General features: G+C 73.1%; 16 protein-coding genes. 6 read left to right on the top strand and 10 right to left on the bottom strand.

What is annotated here, in order from left to right; translation table 11 throughout:
* Window positions 1–892 precede the first annotated feature (892 nt).
* Window positions 893–2359 (bottom strand): neutral zinc metallopeptidase, encoded by a 1467-nt coding sequence (locus tag AC0NZQ_RS02265; RefSeq protein WP_474528013.1) that lies wholly within the window; start codon window positions 2357–2359, stop codon window positions 893–895.
* An 88-nt stretch (window positions 2360–2447) separates the two neighbouring features.
* On the opposite strand from AC0NZQ_RS02265, the gene AC0NZQ_RS02260 reads away from it, so the two are divergent.
* Entirely contained in the window at window positions 2448–3284 is an 837-nt protein-coding gene (locus tag AC0NZQ_RS02260) for a hypothetical protein (protein WP_474528012.1), read from the top strand.
* A gap of 20 nt (window positions 3285–3304) precedes the next feature.
* On the opposite strand, the gene AC0NZQ_RS02255 is transcribed toward AC0NZQ_RS02260, so the two are convergent.
* On the bottom strand, window positions 3305–4249 hold the full coding sequence (locus tag AC0NZQ_RS02255) for a carbohydrate kinase family protein (RefSeq protein ID WP_474528011.1): 945 nt from the start codon (window positions 4247–4249) through the stop codon (window positions 3305–3307).
* Between the two features lie 46 nt (window positions 4250–4295).
* Between AC0NZQ_RS02255 and AC0NZQ_RS02250 the strand changes: the two genes are divergently transcribed.
* Window positions 4296–4751 (top strand): PaaI family thioesterase, encoded by a 456-nt coding sequence (locus AC0NZQ_RS02250; RefSeq protein WP_474528009.1) that lies wholly within the window; start codon window positions 4296–4298, stop codon window positions 4749–4751.
* Here the strand turns inward: AC0NZQ_RS02250 and AC0NZQ_RS02245 are convergent.
* Window positions 4727–6748, bottom strand: coding sequence for a DUF3556 domain-containing protein (locus AC0NZQ_RS02245; RefSeq protein WP_474528008.1), 2022 nt, complete (start codon window positions 6746–6748; stop codon window positions 4727–4729). The two genes, AC0NZQ_RS02250 and AC0NZQ_RS02245, sit on opposite strands and share 25 nt — an antisense overlap.
* A gap of 140 nt (window positions 6749–6888) precedes the next feature.
* Entirely contained in the window at window positions 6889–7818 is a 930-nt protein-coding gene (locus AC0NZQ_RS02240) for a hydroxymethylglutaryl-CoA lyase (RefSeq protein WP_474528007.1), read from the bottom strand.
* Window positions 7819–8064: 246 nt separating this feature from the next.
* Between AC0NZQ_RS02240 and AC0NZQ_RS02235 the strand changes: the two genes are divergently transcribed.
* On the top strand, window positions 8065–8271 hold the full coding sequence (locus AC0NZQ_RS02235; protein WP_474528006.1) for a hypothetical protein: 207 nt from the start codon (window positions 8065–8067) through the stop codon (window positions 8269–8271).
* Window positions 8272–8383: 112 nt separating this feature from the next.
* On the opposite strand, the gene AC0NZQ_RS02230 is transcribed toward AC0NZQ_RS02235, so the two are convergent.
* A complete protein-coding gene (locus tag AC0NZQ_RS02230) occupies window positions 8384–9583 on the bottom strand; it encodes an MFS transporter (RefSeq protein ID WP_474528005.1) in 1200 nt (399 codons plus the stop codon).
* Between the two features lie 113 nt (window positions 9584–9696).
* On the opposite strand from AC0NZQ_RS02230, the gene AC0NZQ_RS02225 reads away from it, so the two are divergent.
* Window positions 9697–10164: a DUF1810 domain-containing protein gene (locus tag AC0NZQ_RS02225; RefSeq protein ID WP_474528004.1), complete on the top strand. Its 468-nt coding sequence runs from the start codon at window positions 9697–9699 to the stop codon at window positions 10162–10164.
* A 54-nt stretch (window positions 10165–10218) separates the two neighbouring features.
* Here AC0NZQ_RS02225 and AC0NZQ_RS02220 read toward each other — a convergent pair whose 3' ends face one another.
* Both AC0NZQ_RS02220 and AC0NZQ_RS02215 read right to left on the bottom strand, forming a co-directional pair.
* Complete coding sequence (locus AC0NZQ_RS02220) at window positions 10219–11169, bottom strand: hypothetical protein (protein WP_474528003.1); 951 nt, start codon at window positions 11167–11169, stop codon at window positions 10219–10221.
* Window positions 11170–11267: 98 nt separating this feature from the next.
* On the bottom strand, window positions 11268–12098 hold the full coding sequence (locus AC0NZQ_RS02215) for a putative RNA methyltransferase (RefSeq protein ID WP_474529399.1): 831 nt from the start codon (window positions 12096–12098) through the stop codon (window positions 11268–11270).
* Between the two features lie 86 nt (window positions 12099–12184).
* Here AC0NZQ_RS02215 and AC0NZQ_RS02210 point away from each other — a divergent pair, with 86 nt between their 5' ends.
* The gene (locus AC0NZQ_RS02210) at window positions 12185–12955 is read left to right on the top strand and encodes a pentapeptide repeat-containing protein (protein WP_474528002.1); all 771 of its coding nucleotides are present in this window, start codon (window positions 12185–12187) and stop codon (window positions 12953–12955) included.
* Between the two features lie 19 nt (window positions 12956–12974).
* Here AC0NZQ_RS02210 and AC0NZQ_RS02205 read toward each other — a convergent pair whose 3' ends face one another.
* The 3 genes from AC0NZQ_RS02205 to AC0NZQ_RS02195 form a co-directional block, all read right to left on the bottom strand.
* Complete coding sequence (locus tag AC0NZQ_RS02205) at window positions 12975–13595, bottom strand: hypothetical protein (protein ID WP_474528001.1); 621 nt, start codon at window positions 13593–13595, stop codon at window positions 12975–12977.
* 83 nt (window positions 13596–13678) lie between these two features.
* Window positions 13679–14695: a CAF17-like 4Fe-4S cluster assembly/insertion protein YgfZ gene (gene ygfZ, locus AC0NZQ_RS02200; RefSeq protein ID WP_474528000.1), complete on the bottom strand. Its 1017-nt coding sequence runs from the start codon at window positions 14693–14695 to the stop codon at window positions 13679–13681.
* Window positions 14696–14703: 8 nt separating this feature from the next.
* Window positions 14704–15195 carry a Fur family transcriptional regulator gene (locus AC0NZQ_RS02195; protein WP_474527999.1) on the bottom strand — a complete coding sequence of 164 codons (492 nt, stop codon included), beginning with the start codon at window positions 15193–15195 and terminating at the stop codon, window positions 14704–14706.
* A gap of 26 nt (window positions 15196–15221) precedes the next feature.
* Here AC0NZQ_RS02195 and AC0NZQ_RS02190 point away from each other — a divergent pair, with 26 nt between their 5' ends.
* Entirely contained in the window at window positions 15222–16079 is an 858-nt protein-coding gene (locus AC0NZQ_RS02190) for an aminotransferase class IV (RefSeq protein ID WP_474527997.1), read from the top strand.
* Window positions 16080–16108: the final 29 nt, after the last annotated feature.

Below are 16108 nucleotides of genomic sequence, written 5' to 3'. Positions count from 1 at the left end.
GGAAGACGTAGTCAAGGCCAGGCTTGCTATTAGGTATGAAAGCGCCGACGTCGCCCGAACCCATTGCTTTCAGAGTCGTGGCCCTAGAGCCACCTCTTGGTGTCGTGTCGAGAGACGGCCCCTGCTGTGGTGACGCCGAGGTACACGCGGCCGTCAAACAAACGCTGACGGCCGCGATTGTGCGCGACGCGGTCCGGCCTTGTACGCCAAGCTTACGAGTGCCTGCGTAGATCAACATTGCGGCTCGACAGTTTCGTCCACGCTGTCGCTGCCATCGGACAAAGCGCTGGCTTGCTTATGTCCGCAGCCGTCGTTGGGGTACGCCTCAGCTCCGGCGAACGCCGAAGTGGCATATCCGTTACTCGAGGTGCCGCAGAAGTATTCGCCCATCGATGGAACTGTCCACGAGATTTCCAGATCGCGCGAGAACGAAGCCGATGCGCTGAACTGACCGCCCGTGGGCGCCGGGCTCACTACAACGTTGACTGATGCAAAGTGCGACGGGGTCCTGCGCATGCTGCTGCCCATCAAGGCCCTCCCACGGCGACGAGTTGGTCTCCACGCGCAAAATGTCATGGCTGCGGTGACCCATCGCGACCTTAGAAGAGAGCTGTGAATTTGGGAAGGGCGAACGAAGGCGCCGAGATGGCGGGACGTTGGTCCCGTCGTCCTCATTCGGGTGAAGTCGGTGTGCCGAACCGCGACACGACCGGGGTGGTGCGTCGTCATGGTGAGTGAGATCGAACGAGAGCAACCCCTGTCGGGGGGCGCGGGTTGCTGCACGGTGAGGGGGAACGTCACCGTGCGATCTCGCCGGACCGGCCGTTGCGGACAGGATTCCGCAGCGGCCGGTCCGCTCGTCCGTGGTCCACGGTCCGCACCGCGGGACAGGTCAGCAGCCGGTGAGGCCCTTGGTGTAACCGGTGATGAAGGACTGGATGCGCTGCAGTCCGGTGGTGCCGCGCTCGCCGTAGGCGGCCGGTTGCGGGACCTCGTCGAGCAGGGCCGCCACGCCCTCGTCCAGGTCGGCCGGCGAGAGCGTGAAGCGACGGGTCGTGCCCGGCGCCACGTTGATGTCCTTGGCGTAGGCGCCGGTGTAGCAGACCCCGGCCAGCAGGGCGGCCCCGTCGTCGAGGTCGCGGTTGAAGAGCTGGTGTCGCACGGCGAAACCCCAGCCGATGGAGAGCATGGTGCCGAGGGCGAAGTCCGCCGGCTGGTTGCTCAGCAGGGTGACGTCGCCGTTGCTCCGGTCGATCTGGACGGCGGGGAGGCTGTTGTAGGCCTTCCGGGCGAAGCCCTCGCTGAAGTAGACGGTGTTGTCGTCCGGGCAGTAGCCGAACTCCGACGTCGACGACGCGCCGCACTTCGGATGGTCGGCCTCGGCGATCTTCACCGGACGGAAGGTCTTGTTGATGCTGCGCGCCGCGGTGATCCAGAAGCGGTTCAGGTCGTTGACGAAGGGGTTGTCGCTGCTGGTGTCGACGACCTGGTCGAACGGCGTGTTGTCGCCCTGCTCCTCCTCCTGCTCGCTGTAGTACGGCCGCTCGGTGAAGGTGCGCGAGGCGTAGTAGCCGTCGCTGTAGCAGTACTGCACGCCGCGGTCGAAGCCGTCGGCCACCGCCGACAGCCGGTCGAAGCCGTTGCCGTGCGAGATGTCGTCGAAGTTCTCCGGCGTGCTGTCGCGGGCGTTAAGGAAGCCGTCCAGGGCCGCGTCCACCTTGGCCAGCGTGACGTCGCGGAAGTGCGGTGCGCGACGGTCCACCGCGGCCGCCGCCCAGGCGCCGGCGGCACAGTCCGCCTGCGACTCGGTGTAGATGACCTTGGGCCGGTTGTCGAAGATGCCGAGCCGGCCCTGCACCGCGTGACCGAACTCGTGCGCGAAGATCAGGGCGATGGCGAAGTCGCCGTACTTCTTCTGGAGCTCGACGAAGAGGTGCTTGTCGGAGCGGTCCCAGAGGATCGAGTCGTCGATGCTGCAGTAGGCGGCGTTGTCGACGAGGCCGCTGATGCTGCGTTTGGCGCAGCCGTTGTTCTCGACCGGCTGCCCGGCGGCGCTGCGGGTCAAGGCCACGCGGCGCCCGTCGACCGAGTAGTAGCCGCCCTTGATCGGCGGCAGCGACTTGCCGTTGTCGATCTTCGGGTACTCGACCTTCCAGAACGCCTCGACGTCGCTGATGGCATTCTGCGCGAGGGTGTCGAACGCGCTGTTGGCGTCCACGCCCTTGACGCCGAGGCTCACGTTCGGGGCGTTCTCCGTCTTCGGTGAACCGTCCACGACGGTGGCGCAGCCCGTCAGCGCCAGTGCTCCGGCGACGAGCAGCGACGCGATCCTGGTGCTGCGACTGAGACGGGCCCGCACGGCATCTCCTTCGGTGTGCAGAAACGGGAGTCTAGTGGTCACCGCGCGGCGACCACCTGTCGAAATCGGCATTTGAAAGACTGTGAGGATGGGGCGGCACTCGGCACCGGACGATGACGGCGACGCGACGGCGTCGGCGCCGGTGCTCTCCGAGCAGCGAGAGGCCGGATCCCGTCCCCGGCCGGGTCGGCACTCGCGCGGCGAGGCACGACGACAGGCCGACGAGGATCGCGATCCCGACACCCCCTCCGGCGGGCTGGACGTCATCGAGACCATGCTCGCCGGCGGCGCGGACACCGGCCCCGTGCCGGCTGTCCCCGCTGCGCCGCTGACGGACGAGGGCAGCACCGCGCGGATCCAGCCCATCGTGGACCCGGTCCTGGACGAGCCGGTTCCCAGCGCCGTCACCACCGTGATCCCGCAGGTCGCCGCAGCCGAGGACCACCCGTTGGCTCCGGCGGCGGAGCCCGCCGTTGCCGCCGAGCCCACGACGACGGCGACCGCACCCGATGACACGAGCGCCGAGAAGGCTGCTGCGAAGGCAGAGAAGAAGGCTGCCGCCAAGGCCGAGAAGAACGCCGCCAAGGCCGCGAAGGCCGACAGCAGGGCCGCCGCCAAGGCAGAGAAGGGGACCGCCCGCGCCGAGAAGGGGCCGGCCGCACCCGCCGACGGCAAGCTCTCCGACCTCGCCGTGCTCCGCGCCGACTCGGCCGCGCGGGCGCGGGTGATCGCGGCGGTGGTCGCCCCGTTCCTGCTCTACGTGCTCGTCCTCTTCGTCCTGGACGCGCTCGACCTGCGCACCACGCTGATCTGGATCTGGGTGCCGCTGGTGACGGCCGGCGTCGTGGCCGGCCTCATCCTGGACCTCGCCCACCGTGCCGCCGCCGCGCGGGCGATCACCGCCCGCGAGCGCGACGCCGGCTGAACCGTCCCGGTCGGGAGCCGCTATCGCAGGTCGAGGAGCTCCGCGGCCCGCGGCGGGTTGGCGCCGGCGCGGGAGCAGGTGATGCCGGCGACGAGGGCGGCATCGTCCAGGACCGCTCCCAGGACGTCGGCGGGTGCGGCCAGCCGCTGCGGGTGCAGCAGGTCGCGCCGGGCCAGGGAGTCCAGCAGACCGGACATGAAGGCGTCCCCGGCGCCGACGGTGTCGACGACGGCCACGGTGCGCACCGGCCGCCGGACGACCGCGCCCCGGTGCATCGCGTCCGAACCCTCGCCGCCGCGGGTGACGACGACCAGCGAGGGACCGAGGTCCAGCCATGCCGTCGCCACGTCGTCGGGGTCGGCATCGGGATAGAGCCAGGCCAGGTCCTCGTCGCTGGTCTTCACGAGGTGCGCCAGCGGCAACGCGGCCTCGATCTGCCGCCGCGCAGCGGCGCGATCGGGCTGCAGGTGCGGCCGGACGTTGGGGTCGTAGCTGACGAGGACGTGCTCGCGCAGCTCGCCGACCCGACGCAGCAGGGCGGCGTCGCCCGGCGGCAGCCAGGACGCCAAGGACCCGAAGTGGAGCGCGGCCAGCCCGTCGTGACCGACCGCGGCGAGCTCGGCGTCGGTCCAGCGGAAGTCCGCGGTGCCGTCCACCCCGAAGCGGTACTGCGCGATGCCGTCGACGAGCTCGACGAGGGCCACCGTCGTCGTCTCGTGGGCGTCCACCGACAGCGACAGGTCGACACCCGAGCGTTCGGCGTGCCGGCGCAGGATCGTCCCCAGCGGGTCGTGGGAGAGGCGTCCCACGAAGGCAGCGGGCTGACCGAGCCGGGCCAGCCCGACGGCCACGTTGTAGGGGCTGCCGCCGGGGCGCGCCAGCCGGGGCTCGTCGTCGCCGGTCTCGACGACGTCGATGAGTGCCTCGCCGAGTACCGCGATGCTGCCGCCGGTCGCGTGTGCCACGGACGAGAACCTAGTGGACCGGGGCAAGAGCGCTAGCATCCGCGGCGTGACCGGCGAACCCACCCCCGCCCAGCAGCTGACGACCGCCCTGGGCGAGCTGATCCCCCGGGCCCATCAGATGGGCGTCGAGTTCACCGAGCTGCGGCGCGGCTTCGTGCAGGCCAGTGTCCCGTTCGAGGGCAACGGCAACCACTTCGGCGTCGTCTACGCCGGCGTGATCTTCACCGTCGCCGAGGTCCTCGGCGGCGCGATCCACTACGCCACCTTCGACACCTCGACCCACTACCCGCTGGTCCGCAACATCAAGATCGACTTCTTGCGGCCGGGGACGAGCCGGCTGACCGCCACCGCGGCCATGAGCGACGAGGAGATCGACCGCATCTCCGCCGCCGCGCAGCCGGGGGTCAAGGTGCCCTTCGAGTTCACCACCGAGGTCCACGGTGAGGACGGCACGCTCGTCGCCACCACCGTCGGCGACTACCAGCTGCGTCCCTTCGCCTGAGCCGTCCGAGCCCCGAGCAGCCGCGCGGTCGGAGCCGGGCCGGGCTGCCCGCCCGGCGCGGGACGGGGGCGGACGACCGGGTCGCCGCCCGGCCGCGCCACCGCCCGAGCCACTGAGCCGGCCACCGCGACGGGCTCGATGCCGGCCGGAGTCTCGATGCGGGCCGCGGCGGCCGTCTCGCTGCGCGCCCACGGCCGCACCGGGCTGGGCACAGGACGGGTCACTCGCGAGGTGAGGCTGCGGGGCACCGGCCCCGGCGCGGGTCGCGGCCTCGGGCGTCGGTCGGCCGTCGCGACGCTCTGCGCGGCGGCGTCGCGCGGGGCGAGGTCGAAGGCCGGCGGCGCGGTGTAACCGGTGGCGGCGGTGACGCTGAAGTGGACCTCGACCGGGATCGCCGGTGCGGCGGGATCGCGCCACGGCACCCGGTCCACCATGTCGTCGATGTCGACGTAGCCGTCCTCGACCAGCCCGGTGTCGGCGTCCAGGACGCGGTAGCGGTAGTCGGTGCGCAGCGCGGAGTGCGCGGCGAGGGTCACGACGCGCAGCTCGCCGGGGTCGAAGGCGCAGCGCTCCTGGATCGCCGCGAGCAGCTGCCGGGTCTGCGCGTGGCCGGTGTCGAGGCTCCAGCCGAGCGCGGCCCCGGCCATGAACTCGGCCGAGCGCGGCAGGTAGTCGTCCGGCCGGGCGACGGCGCGCCGCACCAGGCCGTCGAGAGCCCGTCCGTTCGGGTGCAGGGCCAGCACGGCAAGGTCCCGTAGGTGGCGCGCCTCGGTGTCGTCCTCGAGCTGCGGGACGTCGAAGCGGCCGACCGCGTCGCGGCGCAGCAACCAGAGGCTCACCGGCCCGGCTGCGGCCGCGTGCCGCCACGGGGTGAGGACCACGCTGTATCGCGGGGCGGTGGCGGCCAGGACGATGCCGCCCACCAGGACGACGGCGAGCACCGCGAGTGGGCCCGGTGCGGTGAGGTCCCGGAACCCGGCGCTCGCAGCGTGACCGAAGACGGCGAGGACGAGGTAGACACCGAAGGCGGTGAGCTCGAGCTGGCCACGCCTCGGCAGCGCCGCCGCCACGAGGACGAGCACCAAGACGGCCAGGCAGACGGCCACCGTGGTGAGGGCGCCCCCACGCGCGAAGAGCAGCACGCCGGGCAGGACGAGTCCCACCGCGACCAGGACGCCCGCGCTGCGGCGGGCCAGATCACCGGGGAGCAGGTCGTGGTCGTCGCGCGACCAGAGCGCACGCCGGTGACGCTCGCTGCGCAGCCACGGCGCGTCGGTGAGGGTGGTCGCTACCGCGAAGGGGAGGTGGCGGTTGGCGGCGACGGCCAAGGCCAGCCAGCCGAGCGAGGCCAGCACCAGCTTCAGCCCGATCGTCACGTCCCCCACCGGCAGCAGGAAGACCACCAGCAAGGGCACGACGATCTCGGGACGGGCGGCCAGCAGCGGCGTCCGGTCGCGGAGCCCGAGCAGGGCGAGCGCGCCGAACAGCGCGAGGACGCCGGGTGCCGGTAGTACGCCGTCGACGGTGCCGGAGAAGCCGAGCAGTGCCGCACCGAGCGCCAGCACCAGCGCGTAGAGGGCGACGTCGAGCAGCGAGCGGCGGGTGCCGCCGGTGGCAGGGACACGGCCGGGCCAGGGCGGCAGCCGCATGGTCCCCGGCGTCAGCCAGTAGCTCAGACCGGCGACACCGGGTAGCGCGCCGACGCCGAAGGGCGCCATCCCACGTCCCAGGCCCAGCAGCTGCCACAGCAGCGTCCAGAGGACGAACTTCTCGATGGCGACGGGTTCGGCCCACCACGAGGCCACCTGCCACGGGGCACCGAGGCCGTCGGTGAGGGAGACGACAGCGATGCCGCCGACGACGAAGCTGACGACACGCGCGAGCTGCCACCACCGGCCCCGGCCGGGACGGCGGGAACCGTGCGCGACGTAGTCCTCGATGGCGGCATCCATCCGCCGCTGGTACCCGGGCGAAGGCTTGCCGGCGTCGATGTCCATAACGAGCCCTTCCCGCGCACCTGACATCCCCGCAATAACGGCAGCTTAACTTCAGGGTGAAGGTGATGCCCACTTTTCGCTGCCGTCATCCGGATCCCGCACGGCGCAGGGTTCGCCGTGTGCCTCGGCGGTCGCGCCGATCAGCCCCGAAACGTGCCGAGCGGCACCGAGCGCCCGCCGGCGCGGGCGAGCGAGCTGGGCAGCGGATGGCCGACGGCGCGCTCGGTGACGGCGGCCGCGGCGACGACGGCGGCGAGGTCGAGTCCCGAGCGGACCCCCGCGTCCTCGGTCCAGTAGACGAGCTCCTCCGTGGCGATGTTGCCGCTGGCGCCGGGGGCGAAGGGACAGCCGCCCAGCCCGCCCACGCTCGCGTCGAGCTGCCGGACACCGGCCTGGAGCACCGCGAGCGCATTGGCCTGGCCGGTGCCGCGGGTGTCGTGGAAGTGCGCGCCGACCGGGATGCCGGGAGCGGCAGCCCGGACGGCCTCGACCAGCTCCACCGCCCGGCGGGGTGTCACCGTGCCGATGGTGTCGCCGAGGCAGAGCCGGTCGACGCCGGCGGCGACCGCGGTGGCGACGACGTCCAGGGTGCGCTGCGGTGGGGTGGGTCCGTCGAAGGGGCAGTCCCAGGCGGTCGCGACGATCACCTCGAGCTGGCCGCCCGCGGCGTGCGCCAATCCGGCGATCTCCGCGATGGCCTCCCCCGCGGCGGCGGTGTCACGACCGGCGTTGGCCCGGCTGTGGGAATCGGCTGCGGAGACCACGTACTCGAGATTGGTGACCCCGGCGTCGATGGCGCGGACGGCACCGCGGGTGTTGGCGACGAGGGCGGAGAAGTCGATGCCGGGATAGTCGTCGAGGTGCCGCGCGAGCTCGTCGGCGTCGGCGAGTGCCGGCACCGCCTTCGGCGAGACGAAGCTGGTGACCTCGACGCGGCGGACGCCGGTGGCCACGATCGCGGCGAGCATCCGCAGCTTGTCGGCCAGCGGGACCGGCGCCTCGAGCTGGAGACCGTCTCGCATGCCGACCTCGCGGATGTCGACGGTGTCGGGCAGACCGAGAGTCGTCATGACCCCAGTATCGACGGTGCCGTCAGTCGCCGGCGGTGTAGTGGGCGGCGACCTGGGCGGCGGTGAGCGCGTCGGTGTAGACGGCGGCGTAGGCCAGCGACCCGTTGACGTAGGCCGACGTGGGCTGGTTGGGCCAGAAGGCCAGGCTGTCCCAGCCGATGCGCCAGTAGCCGGTGTAGGCCTGCGCGGTGGTGGTGCCGGTGTCGCTGGCGACGGGTGCCGAGGACCTGGCTGCAGGTGCCCGGCGTGAGGGTGAAGGTGTTGGCGGCGACGGTGCCGGTGTTCTTGATCGTGACCGTCGCGGTGACCGACTGGCCGGGGACGATCGTCGTGCTGCCGTTGAACTTGTTGATGTTGCAGGTGATGGCGTTGGTGGCGGTGCTGGTGGAGGTCGGGGTGTCGCCGTTGCTGTTGCAGGTGGTGCTGCCGCTGGTCTCCTGCATCGTCAGGTAGCCGCTGGCCGCGGTGTTGTTGTTGTTCGTGATCTGGGCGACGAAGCCTGCCAGGGTGCCGCTCATCAGGCTCCGAAGGTGTCGCCTAGGGGATAAGTTGTGCGCAATTCGGTTTACCGCAGCGCGATCCTGGTGCGGGTGGCGTTGCGCACCACCACGCCCAGGGTGAGGGCGGCGAGCACCGCGGCACCGAGGAGCAGCAGCGGGTACGCCGCGACCTCGTGCAGTGCGGCCACGACCAGGGGCGCGGCGAAGCCCAGATAGGTGAGCGCGTAGAAGGTGGCCGTCAGGGCGGCGAGATCCTCGGCCGCGGCGATCCGCTGGGTCTCCAGCAGACCGGCGACGAGGCAGAAGCCGTACCCCGCGCCGAGCAGCACGGCCGCTGCCAGAGCCAGCACCGGCGCTCCGGTCGCCGCCGTGCCTGCCTGCACCAGGCAGCCTGCGACACAGCTGCCGAGACCCAGCCGCAGCGATCGAGCGTCCGAGGTGCGCGCGCCCACGGCGGCGTCGAGGCGCCGGGCCAGCGGCTGCACCGCCACACCGGTGCCGAGCGTGACCCCGGCGACGATCGCCGCGAAGCCGAGGGCGAAGCCGCCGGTCCGGGCTGTGACCAGGGCCGGTCCCAACGTCATGGACAGCGACGCCGCCGTGAAGACCCAGGGGCCCAGCGGGGCGACGACGCCGCGGAAGCGTGGCGTGCGGGCAGCCGGGGCGAAGACGCGGGCGAGCACCCGGCCGCGACGCTGGGTCACGGTCTCGGGTGTCCGCCACACCAGGAAGCCGGCCGTCGCGACCACGGCCAGATGGGCGAGGTAGGGCGTGACCAGCGGGTGCGGGGCCCACTGGGCGAGCAGGCCGGCGACCAGCGGACCCAGTCCGAACCCGGCCGAGAGGGCGATGGCGGCCAGGCGGGCACCGGCCGCGGCGTCACCCGTCGTGGACCAGGGCAGTGCGGAGAGCTCCTTCACCCACGCGGTGCCCGGCGCGAAGACCGCTCCCGAGGCGACGCCCGCGAGCAGGCGCCCGGCGTAGAGCCAGCCGGTGCCCTCGGTCCCCAGCATCAGCACCAGGGTGGCGAGCAGCGACAACAGGACGGCAGCGCGGGCCATGGCGCGGCGCCCCACCCGATCCGACAGCGGCCCGCCGATCAGCAACACCGGGATCAGGCCGACGGCGTAACTGCCGAAGAGCGCGTCCGCGGTGGCGATCGAGACGCCGCGCTCGGCGCGGTAGGCCAGCAGCAGCGAGGTGAACTGGTTGGCGCCCCAGCCGACGGCGAACATGGCGATCGCGGCGCGGGTCCGGGCAGGCACGTCCGCCCATTCTGCCGCGTCCCCGCCCGTCACCGGCGCCGACGGGCGCTCCCACCCTCGTCTCGAGCCGTTGGGTGTCGTGCCGGACGGGCGGACCGGGTACCGCTGACGGCATGACGACCGCCTCGCTGCAGCGTTTCGTCCTCGCCCAGGACGAGGACGCCACCTTCACCCGCGCGCTCGCCGAACTGCGCGCCGGCCGCAAGCGCAGTCACTGGATGTGGTTCGTCTTCCCCCAACTCGACGGTCTCGGCCGCAGCGCCACGGCCAGACACTTCGCACTCGCCGACGCCGACGAGGCGCGGCAGTACCTGCGCCACCCCGTCCTGGGACCGCGGCTGCGCGCGGCCTGCCAGGCTGCCTGTGAGTCCGGTACCTCCTCGGCCGAGCAGCTCTGCGGTTCGGTGGACGCCCTGAAACTGCGCTCCTGCGTGACGCTCTTCGCGGCGGTCGCACCCGACGAGCCGATCTTCGCTGAGGTCCTCGACCACTTCTTCGGCGGCCTTCCCGACGAGGCCACGCTGCAGCTGCTCGGGTCCCGGCCGGGTGAGACGACAGACACGTCGGGCGGGCAGGGCTGACGCAGCGATGCCCGCCGCACGGTGAGGTGCGGCGGGCATCGATGAGGCGGCGGTTCAGCGGCGGGGTGGCTCCGGGTTGCCCTGGTTCGCCCGCACATAGCCCGGCGGGGGTGCCTGCTGGGCCGGGGCATCGCCCGGCCCTGCTCCGTAGCCGTGGTGACCCGAGTAGCCGGCGGGGTCGCGAGGCTGCTCCGTGGTCGGGACGTCGGTCCGCGGCTCGGCATGCGCAGCCGTGTCGCCGGCCGGCCGGCTGCCGGTCTCGGCGGGGGTGTCGGTGCGCGTCTCGGCGGCCGCTGCGCTGCGGGAGTCGTGATCGCGCCGCTCCGTGGCCGCCACCTCGGCGGCGCGTCGCTGCTGTTCTGCCCGGGCCGCCTGCTCCGCCTCGAGCCGGCGCTGCTCGGCCGCCTCGGCCTCGGCGCGCCGTTCGGCGGCACGGACGTCGCGGACGCTGTGGGTGGAGAGCCGTCCCAGCGCGATGCCCGCGATCAGGGCGATGGCGACGCCGACGGCGAAGAAGTAGAGCAGCTCGAGGGCGACGGTCTTGCTGTCCCCGGTGGCGTCGGGCGCGCCCGTGCCGACGTCGAGCAGCCGGTCGAGCGAGGGTCCCACCACGAGCCAGGCCCCCGAGACCGCCGCGAGCCAGGCCATGAGGACGGTCAGCGCCCGGCTGGCACTGACCAGCAGCACGAGGCCGGCGAGCGCGGTCACGGCGCCCGGCAGCAGCTCGTAGAGGCCGCGGCCGGAGGTCCAGTGCCAGGCATCGTCGGGACGCGGCGTGAAGGCGAAGTCGAAGTAGGGCCCGACGAACGGGATCACCGCCGTCCAGACGCCGAGGACGAGCAGCAGGATGCCGCTGAGGGCGCCGCGGCTGCGGGCGACCTGACGGCGACCCGCGCGCAGGTCGGTGCCCGGCTGGTGGTCCCGGCCGGGGTGGCGATGACGATCGTGCTTGATGTCCTCCGGTGCGGGCGCGGGATCGGCCCCCGGATTCGAGGTGGCAGTCACGATGGACCTCCGTTCGCGGACGGGTGCCCGCACCCGAACGGCCTTCCCGGCCCCGGCCCATGAGCAAACCGGAGGCGTACGCGCGCCGGCCTTCGCTGTCAGACGCGGTAGACGGTGATGTCGACGGCGAGGGTGACCGAGACGACCTCGGGGAGCGTGGAGAGCCGGCGGTCGAGGTCGTCGGGATCCAGTCGCGCCGCACTCGGGCCCATGCCGACGACGGCACGGGCCTCGCTCCGCGTCAGCCTCGCCCGTTGCCGGACGGTGGTCGTCTCCGCGACGGCGAAACCGGCGAAGGTCCGTGCCTGGCGCGCGTCCTTGTCGGGGTCCACCCGCAGCAGGTCGAGCGGTTCGACGAGCTCGACGAGGTGGTCCGGAGCGGGGGCGGCGACGACCGCGGCGCCACCCGGCACGAGCACCCGTGCCAGCTCCGCGGCGGAGCGTGGCCCGAAGACGGAGAGGGCGCAGTCCACGGCGTCGTCGGCCAGCGGCAGCCGTCCCCAGGCATCGGCGCTGACGGCGGCCGCCCGGGGGTGGGCGCGTGCTGCGCGGCGCAGCGCCGGAGCGGAGGCGTCGACACAGATGCCGGCGGCGGTGGGTGCCCGGTCCAGGACCGCCGTCAGATAGGCGCCGGTGCCGCCGGCGAGGTCGAGGACGAGCGGTGCGCTCCGCCCGGCGAGTACCCCCGCGGCGGCCTCGGCGACGCCCGCCACCACCGGGGAGTAGGCCGCGCCGGCGAGCACCTCCGCGCGTGCCGCCACCATCGCCGGGGAATCGCCCGTGCTCACCCCCCGGCCGGTGAGCATGGCGAGGTAGCCCTGCCGGGCGAGGTCGAAGCTGTGACCGGCCGGGCAGCGCAGCGATCGGCCTGCGGCGGCCAGCCCGCCACCGCAGACCGGACACCGCAGGGCGGGCAGGACGCCGCGCAGTCCTGCCGGGAGCGGGTCGTGGGTGGCGACGGGTCGCTCGGCCGGGGACACGTCTGCGATTGTGCCGCTGGTGGCAGCATCGACGGGTGACCACGCTGCGGGCCGACTGCGGGAACTGCCTCGCGCTCTGCTGTGTCGGCCTGGCCTTCGCCTCGCCAGCCGACTTCGCCATCGCCAAGCCTGCTGGCGAGCCGTGCCGCCACCTGGCCACCGACCTGCGCTGCGGCATCCACGACCGGCTGCGCGACAGTGGCTTCCCCGGCTGCGCCGCCTTCGACTGCTTCGGGGCCGGGCAGCGGGTGAGCGCCTCGGTCGGCGGTGACTGGCGCGACTCGCCACGCAGCGCCCGGTCACTCTTCGCGGCGCTGCCGGTGGTGATGCGGCTGCACGAGCTGCTCTGGTACCTCGACGACCTCACCGGGCGTCCCGCCTGTGACTCGCTCGTCACGGAGCTGGCCTCGGCCACCGCCCGGATCGACGCGCTCGCCGGACGGGCCGCCGTCGCCGACGTCGACACCGAGGCCGCCCGGGCGTCGGTCGCCCCGTTGCTGCGGCGGGGCAGCGCGCTCGTCCGCGGGGACGGCCCGGACCTTGCTCACGCAGACCGGGCGGGACGATCGCTGCGCGGCGCCGACCTGCGCTCGGCGGACCTGCGGGGCGCCCTGCTCATCGGCGCCGATCTGCGGGACGCGCAGCTGCAGCGTGCCGACCTCATCGGTGCCGACCTGCGCGGCGCCGATCTGCGTGGAGCCCGGCTGGACGAGGCGCTCTTCCTCACCACGGCGCAGCTCGGGGCTGCCCGTGGTGACGACCGGACCACCCTGCCGTCCCGGCTCACCCGCCCCACGCCCTGGTGAGGCGGGGGCGCAACCAGGATCAGCCGTGGATGGAGCGGACGGTGTTCTTCTTGGCCCGGCCGCGGTGGTTCACATAGAGCCCTACCGCGACGAGGACGGCCGCCGCGAGCAGCAGCCACATCAGGTTGACGCCGGTGAAGGCCGTCGAGGGCTCGTTGCTGTCGGGGCCGCGGTTGTCGTTGTCACCGTTGGCCCGCAGCCGCAGGCTGGGGTCCACGGGGCAGCCGACGCCCGCGGCGGTCACCTCGGGTCGTGGTCGGCCGTTCACCGCGTGCAGGTCGTAGGCGCCGCGGTTGATGGTGGCCGCGGGCATGACGAAGCTGGTGGCGAAGGTGCCGGTGGCGGAGGTCCGGACGGTGCCCACGTTGAACTGCCGGCCGGTACCGCCGTCGGCGGGCTTGAGGCGCAGGGTCAGCTTGGTGTCGCCGATGAAGTTCCGTCCCGTCACCTGCAGCCGCTCGCCGACCGCGGGCGTGGTGGTGCTGATGGACAGCGTCGGGCATTCGCAGGCCGCGGCCGGGTAGCCGCAGTCGACGGGCGCGGCCTGGGCGGCGCGCGTCGGGGCGACCGGTCCGAGCAGGACGGCGAGGGCGCCGAGCAGTACGAGGACAGCGGCGAGGGGGCGACGGGGGGTGGCCACAGCAAGACTCCTGACTCCGGTTTCACAGAGCCCAACGTCGTCCCGCCGAAAGGGTTACGCCGTCGCGGGGCTGCCCGGTGCCGCTACGGGTCGATCCGCGCCGTTCCGCCTGCCACGACAAGTTCGGCGTCGTCGGCCACGGAGCGCTTCACGACGGCGAGGGCGATGGGGCCGAGCTCGTAGTGATGCACGGCCGTTCCGACGAAACCGATGCTGCGGCCGTTCGACTCGACCGGCGTCTGCGACTCGGGGAGCTCGTCGCTCTCGCCGGCCAGGTGCAGCAGGACGAGCCGGCGCGGCGGGCGACCGAGGTTGTGCACTCGCGCCACCGTCTCCTGTCCGCGGTAGCAGCCCTTGTCGAGGTGGACGGCCCGTCCGATCCAGCCGACCTCGTGCGGGATGGTGCGATGGTCGGTCTCGTTGCCGGCTCGCGGTGACCGCTGGGCCACCCGCAGCGCCTCGTAGGCCCAGAGCCCCGCCGGGTTCGCGCCCGCGGCCGCCAGCGCGCGGAGGTAGCGGTCCTTGTCGGCACGGGGGACGATCAGGTCGGCCGCGTCCGATCCCGGACCAGCGGTCCGGCGGACGAAACCGCCGCCGTCCAGGGGTTCGGCGAGACCCGGCCCGGCGGGGACGGCGAGGCCGGCAGCGGCGAGCACCGCCGGGGTCTGCGGTCCGAGGACGGTGAGCACCGCCCGGGCGGCGCTCACGTCCGCCGGCTCGACCCGCTTCATGAAGATCATCTTGGTGAGGTACGCCAGCGAGGCATCGCCGTCGCCGGGCTCGGTGTCGAGCCACACCGCGCCGGCGATCTCGGTGAGCTGCCAGTGCAGCTCGACGTGTCCGTGGGGCGAGAGGACGAGGGCCTCGGTCGACTCGCCCTCACCGAGGTCGGCGACGTGCTGCGAGCAGATCGAGTGCAGCCAGCCCAGCCGCTCCGGACCACCGACGACGAGGACGTCGCGGTGGCTGCGGTCGACGACCGCGGCACGGGTGTCGGCGAGCCGCTGCTCACGGAGCGGGTCGCCGTAGTGCCACGCCACACCGGCGTCGCGACCGGTGCCGGGGACGGCGAGGGACGGGTCGAAGGTCACGGTGCTCATCGTCGGGTTCAGCGTCCCGCGGTGCCGGATTGTTCCGGCGGGGCACCGTCGGCCCGGTTCGCCTCGCAGTCCCGGCACCGGCCGAAGACGGTGAAGTGGCTGCGGTCCAGGACGAATCCGCGCTGCTCCAGCAGTCGGCCGGCCAGCTCGTCGACGAGCACGGGCTCGGCGTCCACCACGGCGCCACAGGTGTGGCAGACGACGTGGATGTGGTCGTCCTCGGCCGGCCGGTAGCTCGGCGCCCCGTGCCCCAGGTGGGTGTGGCGGACGAAGCCGAGCTCCTCGAGCAGCTCCAGGGTCCGGTAGACGGTCGCGGTGTCGACGTCGGTGGCCGTCTCGGCGATCTGCTCCGGGGTGGCATGACCGAGGCGGCGCACCGCGGCCAGCACCTGCTCGCGCTGCGGGGTCATCCGCATGCCGCGGGCACGGAGCCGGGCCGCGAGGTCGGCGGCGCCGGTCTCGGCGTCGACCGCGGCACCGCTGTGGTCGTGGCCGGTCACAGCGCCATCCTAGGTAGCCTGAGGCCGTGTCGGCAGACCCTGCGCCCGTGCTCGCCGTCCTCGGTCGGGGCGTGCTGCCCGCCGAGGACCCCCTCGCCCGCGCCGACGACGACGGTCTGGTGCGGGGTGACGGCTGCTTCGAGGGTTGCCGCGTCATGGTGACGGCCGACGGGTCGCGCTCGGTGCACAAGCTGGACGCGCACATCGCCCGCTTCACCCGCTCCGCCGCTGCCCTGGAGATCCCGTTCGATCCGCAGGCCTGGCGGCTCCTGGTCGCCGACGCTGTGGCGGCGTGGGACGGCACCGGCGAGGCGGCGCTGAAGCTCGTGCTGACCCGCGGCCACGGCGCGGGCCCGACCGGATTCGCCCGCATCAGCCCCATCGGGGCCGAGACCTTCCGGCAGCGACGCGACGGCCTGCGCGTCGTCACCCTGGGACGCGGGCTCGCCTCGACCGCCTTCCGGGACGCCCCCTGGCTGCTCGGCGGGGTGAAGACCCTCTCCTACGCGGTGAACATGGCGGCGCAGCGCGAGGCCGCACGCCGTGGCGCGGACGATGTCGTCTTCGTCAGCAGCGACGGCAAGGTGCTCGAGGCCCCGACCGCCACCGTCGTCTGGGCGGTGGGCCGGACGCTGCGCACCACCCCGCTGGGCGAGACCGGCATCCTCGGCGGCACGACGCAGGCACTGCTCTACGAGCGGGCCGCGTCGGCCGGCTTCACCACCGAGTGGGTGCTCGGCTCGGTCGCCGACCTGCGCAGTGCCGACGCGGTGTGGCTGCTGAGCTCCACGCGGGGGCCCGTCGACATCGTCGCTATCGACGGTGTCGAGCGAGCGCGGCATCCCGAGCTGGACGCCGAGATCCGCCGCCTCTGCGACTTCTGACCCGCGTCTCGACGCGCCGCTGCGCTGCC

It is taken from the genome of Jatrophihabitans sp. sgz311053 (assembly GCF_056135305.1).
The sequence above is the reverse complement of the archived record's forward strand: the minus strand, read 5'-3'. Positions and strand labels throughout refer to the sequence as shown.

Excerpts from the sequence above, each read along its gene's own strand:
- AC0NZQ_RS02260 (WP_474528012.1), top strand. The coding sequence starts at position 2,448 with ATGGGGCGGCACTCGGCACCGGACGATGACGGCGACGCGACGGCGTCG.
- AC0NZQ_RS02240 (WP_474528007.1), bottom strand. The coding sequence starts at position 7,818 with ATGACGACTCTCGGTCTGCCCGACACCGTCGACATCCGCGAGGTCGGC.
- AC0NZQ_RS02225 (WP_474528004.1), top strand. The coding sequence starts at position 9,697 with ATGACGACCGCCTCGCTGCAGCGTTTCGTCCTCGCCCAGGACGAGGAC.
- ygfZ (WP_474528000.1), bottom strand. The coding sequence starts at position 14,695 with ATGAGCACCGTGACCTTCGACCCGTCCCTCGCCGTCCCCGGCACCGGT.
- AC0NZQ_RS02245 (WP_474528008.1), bottom strand. The coding sequence starts at position 6,748 with ATGGACATCGACGCCGGCAAGCCTTCGCCCGGGTACCAGCGGCGGATG.